Annotated in this window: 6 protein-coding genes; 5 read left to right on the top strand and 1 reads right to left on the bottom strand. The window is 47.6% G+C overall.

What is annotated here, in order from left to right; genetic code table 11:
* Positions 1–255: 255 nt before the first annotated feature.
* From QOX44_RS17765 to QOX44_RS17750, 4 genes are all read left to right on the top strand, one after another.
* Positions 256–1,719 (top strand): nicotinate phosphoribosyltransferase, encoded by a 1,464-nt coding sequence (locus tag QOX44_RS17765; RefSeq protein ID WP_283685133.1) that lies wholly within the window; start codon positions 256–258, stop codon positions 1,717–1,719.
* A 78-nt stretch (positions 1,720–1,797) separates the two neighbouring features.
* Positions 1,798–2,586, top strand: coding sequence for an acyl-[acyl-carrier-protein] thioesterase (locus tag QOX44_RS17760; protein ID WP_283685131.1), 789 nt, complete (start codon positions 1,798–1,800; stop codon positions 2,584–2,586).
* A 71-nt stretch (positions 2,587–2,657) separates the two neighbouring features.
* Positions 2,658–3,497: a CvfB family protein gene (locus tag QOX44_RS17755; protein WP_283685130.1), complete on the top strand. Its 840-nt coding sequence runs from the start codon at positions 2,658–2,660 to the stop codon at positions 3,495–3,497.
* 136 nt (positions 3,498–3,633) lie between these two features.
* Positions 3,634–3,867: a polya polymerase gene (locus tag QOX44_RS17750; RefSeq protein ID WP_176851410.1), complete on the top strand. Its 234-nt coding sequence runs from the start codon at positions 3,634–3,636 to the stop codon at positions 3,865–3,867.
* Positions 3,868–3,954: 87 nt separating this feature from the next.
* On the opposite strand, the gene QOX44_RS17745 is transcribed toward QOX44_RS17750, so the two are convergent.
* Positions 3,955–4,302, bottom strand: a complete 348-nt coding sequence (locus QOX44_RS17745) for a helix-turn-helix domain-containing protein (RefSeq protein WP_283685126.1) — start codon at positions 4,300–4,302, stop codon at positions 3,955–3,957.
* Positions 4,303–4,654: 352 nt separating this feature from the next.
* Here QOX44_RS17745 and QOX44_RS17740 point away from each other — a divergent pair.
* The coding region (locus QOX44_RS17740) for a hypothetical protein (protein WP_283685124.1) at positions 4,655–6,425 on the top strand (1,771 nt) is incomplete at its 3' end.

The following is a 6,425-nucleotide window of genomic DNA, read 5'->3' as shown; positions in this document are numbered from 1 at the left end:
TAAAGTTTACACAAAAAAAGTCTTTTAGGCAAGAAAAACTTCCGTTTTCCTGCCTGAAAACAGAAGTTTCTCTTTCATCCGGACGTTACTTTTACAACCGGAAGTTACTTTTATAATTCACCAAAATTTTTCACGGGGATTTTTCATTTTTCTGGATCACTGGATTATTCTTGTATACACTTATAAAGATATGGTACAATCAGGAGAATGATAGCAGATCGGACCAGTTTTTTATTGCTGAAAGGAGTATCACGAATGAGTACACTGAACCTGACCTTACTGACAGACCTGTATGAGCTCACAATGATGCAGGGATATTTTGAAAGTCAGTCTTCCGAAACGGTTATTTTTGATGCATTTTACCGCCAGAATCCCTGCGGAAATGGCTATGCCATCGCTGCCGGTCTGGAGCAGGTGATTGATTATATTAAGAAGCTTCGGTTTTCTGAGGAGGACATTTCCTATTTAAGGGGACTTGGTATGTTTCACGAACCCTTCCTTGCATATTTGAAAAATTTCCGGTTTGAAGGAGATATCTATGCCATCCCGGAAGGCTCTGTGGTATTTCCGCACGAGCCGCTCCTCAAAGTGATCGCTCCGATCATGCAGGCGCAGCTGATAGAGACAGCCATCCTTACTATTTTAAATCATCAAAGCCTGATCGCAACAAAGGCGGCCCGCGTTGTGCGCGCGGCGCGCGGGGACGGCGTGATGGAGTTTGGATTAAGGCGAGCACAGGGACCGGATGCGGGAGTCTATGGCGCGCGGGCAGCTGTGATCGCAGGCTGCGTGGGAACCTCAAATGTGCTCGCAGGACAGCTCTTTGATATTCCGGTAAAAGGCACACATGCGCACAGCTGGATCATGAGCTTTCCGGATGAGTACACGGCTTTTAAAACCTATGCGAAGCTTTATCCGGATGCCTGCACATTACTTGTGGATACGTACGATACGCTGCGCTCGGGAGTGCCGAATGCGATCCGTGTGTTTAACGAAATGCGTGACAGCGGCATCCAGCTGAAAAATTACGGTATCCGTCTTGACAGCGGCGATCTTTCCTATATGTCGAAGAAAGCACGGCAAATGCTGGATGCGGCAGGATTTTCAGATGCTGTCATTTCTGCCTCCAGTGATCTGGATGAATATCTGATCGACAGTCTGAAGACACAGGGAGCAGCTATCACCTCCTGGGGCGTCGGGACGAATATGATCACCTCCAGGGACTGTCCGGCATTCGGGGGAGTCTATAAACTTGCTGCGATCCTTGATGAGAAGACCGGACGCTTTATTCCGAAGATCAAGCTTTCTGAGAACACAGACAAGGTCACAAATCCGGGAAACAAAAAGATCCTGCGTATCTATGACAGAGAAAACAAAAAGATACGCGCGGACCTGATCTGCTTGGAGGACGAGGTGTTTCATGAAACAGAGGATCTTCTGATCTTTGATCCGTTAGAGACCTGGAAAAAAACCAGGATCAAAGGCGGGACTTATACGCTGCGGGAAATGCTTGTTCCGGTATTCAAAAATGGAGCGTGCGTCTATACATCCCCGTCTGTCATGGAGATCCGCGATTACTGTACCCGTGAAAAGGAGACGCTCTGGGAGGAGACAAAGCGTTTTGCGAATCCCCACAACGTGTATGTCGATCTGTCTGACCGGCTTTACGATATCAAACGGGAGCTGCTCAACCAGATGGGGCGTGAAGGTCTTGCATAAAATATCAAAATAAATTGTGCAAACAGGCATAACAAGTTATAATATAAAAATCACAGATTTGATTTGGGAGGTGGCATTGTGCCTTTTCAGTTTGACAGCAGAGTGCGTTACAGTGAGATGGGACTGGACAAGCGCCTGACACTCGTATCGCTGGTAGATTATTTTCAGGACTGCTCAACCTTTCAGTCGGAGGAGCGCGGATGGGGCATTGATACCCTCAGACAGCAGGAGCGTGCGTGGATGGTGCTTTCCTGGCAGATAGAGATCCTGCGCCGCCCGGTTTTAGGAGAAAAGATTGTGGTCAGTACGTGGCCGTATGCATTTAAGGCATTTTATGGATACAGGAATTTTGCGCTTCAGGATGAGACAGGTGCGTATCTGGCAAAGGCGAACAGCGTGTGGGCGCTGATCGATATGCAGACCGGACATCCGGCGCGTGTGATGCCGGAGCTGATCTCCGGCTACGAACTGGAACCGCAGCTTCCGATGCCAGAGTTTTCCCGCAAGATACGCATACCGCAGGGCGGTACTGTGCAGGATGCATTTTCTGTGACCAAGGCACAGATTGACACGAATGGCCATGTGAATAACGGCCAGTATATCGCTATGGCACAGGAATATCTGCCAGATGGATTTGATACCTGCCTGCTGCGTGTGGAGTATCGCCAGCAGGCGAGACTGCATGACGTGATCATTCCGGTGGTGCATGAGACGGACGGGGCGCTGACTGTGAGCCTGTGCGGTCAGGGATCGGCACAGGGAGAAGCCGGCATCCTGCAAGCTGGCGGCAAGAGCCCAAACAGCGCGTCGGATCAGCCGGTACCGGATAAGGTATATGCTGTGGCTGTATTTGAAAAAAAGCAGTAGGAAAACAAGAGAAAACGCAATCATTTTATTTTTAAGAAACGGATTTCCCAGCAGGGGCACAGGAGGAGTATATGCTGCGAATAGGAGAAAAACAGGTACTGGAAATTGTCAGAGAGGTTGCATTTGGCGTATATCTGGCAGAAGGAGCCGGGGCGAAGGAAAGTGTTCTGCTTCCCAGGAAGGAGATAGAGCCGGGGATGGAGTGCGGCTCCAGGGTAGAGGTATTCTTATATAAGGATTCCAGCGACCGGCTGATCGCGACAAAAAGGCAGCCGCTTTTGTGCGTGGGGCAGACAGCGGTCCTGAAAGTGAAGGAGGTTACAAAGATCGGAGCCTTTTTGGACTGGGGACTGGAAAAGGATCTTCTGCTTCCTTTTCATGAGCAGACAGCGAAGCTGTACCCGGGCGACGAGTGCCTTGTAGCGCTCTATGTGGATAAGAGCAGCCGTCTGTGTGCGACTATGAAAGTATATCACTATCTCAGGAAAAATCCGCCCTATCAATTAAATGATGAGGTGAGGGGACGCGTGTATGAGATCAGCGATAATTTTGGCGTATTTGTTGCAGTAGATGACTGCTATTCCGGCCTTATCCCGAAACGGGAAGGAAAGGGAGCGCTCAAGGTCGGCGACAGGATTCGGGCGCGTGTGACGGGTGTAAAGGAGGACGGTAAGCTGGATCTGAGCATCCGGGATAAAGCATATCTTCAAATGGAAGAGGACGCGGAGTATGTGATGGAGACGATTGAGGATTATGACGGCGTGCTGCCGTTCGACGATAAGGTATCGCCGGAGATCATTCAGAGAGAATTTGGTCTGAGCAAAGGGGCGTTTAAGCGCGCGATCGGGAGACTGATGAAGCAGGGACGCGTAGAGATACGGAACGGACACATCAGAAAGATTACAGAATAAGGACATTTTAAACAAGACCGGGACTGCAGGAGCGCAGATAGGCGCAAATGTGCTGAAAATAAAAGAAAAGCTTGATTTTCCAGTATTTTCATCGTATATTGTAGGCGTAAAAAGAGAAGAGAAAGGAGAAACAAGCATGAAGGTACAGAACATTACGAATATTGACAAATTTTTTCAGGTAGTAGACGCTTGTAAAGGAAGAGTAGAATTAGTAACAGGAGAGGGAGACAGACTGAATCTGAAGTCCAAGCTGAGCCAGTACGTTTCCATGGCAAATATTTTTTCAAACGGTGAGATCCCGGAGCTCGAGATCATTGCATATGAGAAAGAGGATATTGACAGACTCGTGAGCTTTATGATCAACCAGTAATTGTAATTGCAGTTACAAAACAAAGTCACAAAAAAATAGATAGCGATAAGGCGCTGTACAGTCGAAAAGGACTGGACAGCGCCTTATTTATTCCTGCCGATCGGTATGCTCCGAAGAGTAGTGGAGCATGACATCGAGCAGTGCATTTAACTCAGAGAGATGTTGTCTGTCGAGCTTTTTGATTTTTTTCAGGACCTGTCGCTCGGCCGGGGAGGGGAGCTGTTCGGAAAGCTCTGAACCGATACCGAGCAGGGAATCAGCAGAGATGTTGTATAATGCAGCAAGTGTGGCCAGCGTTTTAAGATCTGGCTCAGCAACATTATTTTCATAACCGGAGAGTGATTTGCGGTTAATACCAGTGAGGCGCATGACAGCTTCTTGTGTTAGCTCTTTGTTTTCGCGGGCATATTTTAGATTTTGTCCAAAATTTGTCATATATCAATCCTCCAAAATCTAACAATAACATAAAATCTTTTAACTATACTCAAAAATCTTAGATATAACGACAATAGAATAGTATGTCTTATAAAATAAGCTTTATAACAGATAGAATCTGATGTCTCATAAAAGGCGATTTTAGGGTATAAGTCTTAAAAATAAGGACTAATTTCATTGACATCTTAAAAATTAAGATATATAGTTATACTATCGAAGCGCAAAAAAGATATTCTGTGCTGAGATAAAATTTAAGTTAAGGGGGAGTTTGTAAAGCAGATCAGTTGGGACAGGGAGCAGAAAAGAAAGAGTTTAAAAATGATATGGAAAGGCAGAGAGGATTTGTAAAGCAATGGAAATGAAAAAGTTACTTAAGAAATTTCTTGCTGCTTCAGTGGCAGCTTCTTTTGCACTCAATAGTGCAATGGGGGCTGTAGCTGCAGAGGGCAAGGACACAGCACAGAGCGGATTAGATACTGTGATCGAATCAGCTACCGTGCTGGAGGATGTGGACGCTTCGCAGGAAGAGACAGCCGCTTCTGAGGAAGAGACAACCGCTCCGGTGCAGACAGAGGAGACAGCTGCTTCGACAGAGGCAGAGGAGACTGTTGCTTCCGCACAGACCGAAGAGACAACTGCTTCTACAGAAGCCACACAGGCAGAAGACGCTTCTTCTGAGGAAGCAAAGAAAGAGATGGGCTATGTCCAGTTCGAAGGACTGGACGCGTACACAAATGTAGAGCTTGGCACAACTGTAAACCTGATGGAAGAGTTCCACGGCAATGTACCGGAAGGTCAGGAGTTTGCAGGCTGGACACTGAACGGCGGTACAACTGTGTATGCACCGGGCTCAGAGTTCACATTTACAAAGGATCTTGCAGCAGACCTGGGAACGAATGAGGACGGCGTACATGGCTATCTGTTCAGCTTCAAGGCAAGTTTTGTAGAAGAACATAAAGAGGTGTACTACGTTCAGTTCGAAGGAATTGATGCGTACACAGAGGTAGAGCTTGGTACAACTGTAGAGCTGATGAGCAACTTCCACGGCAAAGTAGAGGAAGGCCAGAAGTTCGCAGGCTGGACGCTGGATGGCGAGACAGTATACGCACCGGGCTCAGAGTTCACATTTACAAAGGATCTTGCAGCAGACCTGGGAACGGATGAGGACGGTGCACATGGCTATCTGTTCAGCTTTAAGGCAAGTTTTGTAGAAGAACATGAAGAGGTGTACTACGTTCAGTTCGAGGGAATTGATGCGTACACAGAGGTAGAGCTTGGTACAACCGTAGAGCTGATGAGCAACTTCCACGGCAAAGTAGAGGAAGGTCAGAAGTTCGCAGGCTGGACACTGGATGGCGAGACAGTATACGCACCGGGCTCAGAGTTCACATTTATAAAGGATCTTGCAGCAGACCTGGGAACGGATGAGGACGGCGCACATGGCTATCTGTTCAGCTTTAAGGCAAGTTTTGTAGAAGAACATGAAGAGGTGTACTACGTTCAGTTCGAGGGAATTGATGCGTACACAGAGGTAGAGCTTGGTACAACCGTAGAGCTGATGAGCAACTTCCACGGCAAAGTAGAGGAAGGTCAGAAGTTCGCAGGCTGGACACTGGATGGCGAGACAGTATACGCACCGGGCTCAGAGTTCACATTTACAAAGGATCTTGCAGCAGACCTGGGAACGAATGAGGACGGCGCACATGGCTATCTGTTCAGCTTCAAGGCAAGCTTTGTAGAAGAACATGAAGAGGTGTACTACGTTCAGTTCGAGGGAATTGATGCGTACACAGAGGTAGAGCTTGGTACAACCGTAGAGCTGATGAGCAACTTCCACGGCAAAGTAGAGGAAGGTCAGAAGTTCGCAGGCTGGACACTGGATGGCGAGACAGTATACGCACCGGGCTCAGAGTTCACATTTACAAAGGATCTTGCAGCAGACCTTGGAACGAATGAGGACGGCGTACATGGTTATCTGTTCAGCTTCAAGGCAAGCTTTGTAGAAGAACATGAAGAGGTGTACTACGTTCAGTTCGAGGGAATTGATGCGTACACAGAGGTAGAGCTTGGTACAACCGTAGAGCTGATGAGCAACTTCCACGGCAAAGTAGAGGAAGGTCAGA

The organism is Parablautia sp. Marseille-Q6255, assembly GCF_951230155.1.
Lineage (GTDB): Bacteria > Bacillota > Clostridia > Lachnospirales > Lachnospiraceae > Choladousia.
Note: the sequence above shows the minus strand (reverse complement) of the source record. Positions and strands in the feature narration are given on the sequence as shown.

What these genes read in the sequence shown, in the direction of transcription:
- QOX44_RS17765 (WP_283685133.1), top strand. Translation starts at nt 256, where the DNA reads ATGAGTACACTGAACCTGACCTTACTGACAGACCTGTATGAGCTCACA.
- QOX44_RS17745 (WP_283685126.1), bottom strand. Translation starts at nt 4,302, where the DNA reads ATGACAAATTTTGGACAAAATCTAAAATATGCCCGCGAAAACAAAGAG.
- QOX44_RS17755 (WP_283685130.1), top strand. Translation starts at nt 2,658, where the DNA reads ATGCTGCGAATAGGAGAAAAACAGGTACTGGAAATTGTCAGAGAGGTT.
- QOX44_RS17750 (WP_176851410.1), top strand. Translation starts at nt 3,634, where the DNA reads ATGAAGGTACAGAACATTACGAATATTGACAAATTTTTTCAGGTAGTA.